This window comes from Bradyrhizobium sp. SHOUNA76 (assembly GCF_023006445.1).
GTDB lineage: Bacteria > Pseudomonadota > Alphaproteobacteria > Rhizobiales > Xanthobacteraceae > Bradyrhizobium.
In genome coordinates this window covers 1-485 of record NZ_JALBHA010001153.1, presented here as the reverse complement: position 1 = coordinate 485, position 485 = coordinate 1, and the positions used below count along the sequence as shown (strand labels likewise).

Genomic DNA, 485 nt, shown 5'->3' with positions numbered 1-485 from the left:
CGGACGGCGAGGCCCGCCAGTCCCAGCTTGCCGGACGCTGCGGCGTGAAAGCGGGACGGAACGAGGATATGGCGCTCTCGCCGCTGTTGGCGGCGGTGCGGCGGCCCTCGCGCGCAAGTCCTTCCTTCAATCCGTGCACGATCAGCGCGCGGACGAGGCCGGCGTTGCGGAAACGCACCTCGGTCTTGGCGGGGTGGACGTTGGCATCGACCTCGCGCGGGTCGAGCGTGACGAACAATGCCAGCACCGGATGGCGGTCGCGCGGCAGGTAGTCGGAGTAGGCGGCGCGCACGGCGCCCAGGATCAGCTTGTCGCGCACCGGGCGGCCGTTGACGAAGAGGTACTGCCCGAGCGCATTGGCTTTGGTCAGCGCAGGCGCTGCGGCATAGCCGGAGACGACGACGCCCTCGCGTTCGGCATGGACCTCGATGGCATGGCTGCGAAACTCCGCGCCGAGAATGTCGCCGAGCCGTGTCAGCCGTCCG

At 69.9% G+C, this 485-nt stretch carries 1 pseudogene; it reads right to left on the bottom strand.

Annotation, left to right across the window (positions count from 1 at the left end):
- A pseudogene (locus tag MOV74_RS40250) lies at positions 1-485 on the bottom strand (DNA mismatch repair protein MutL); the annotation flags it as partial.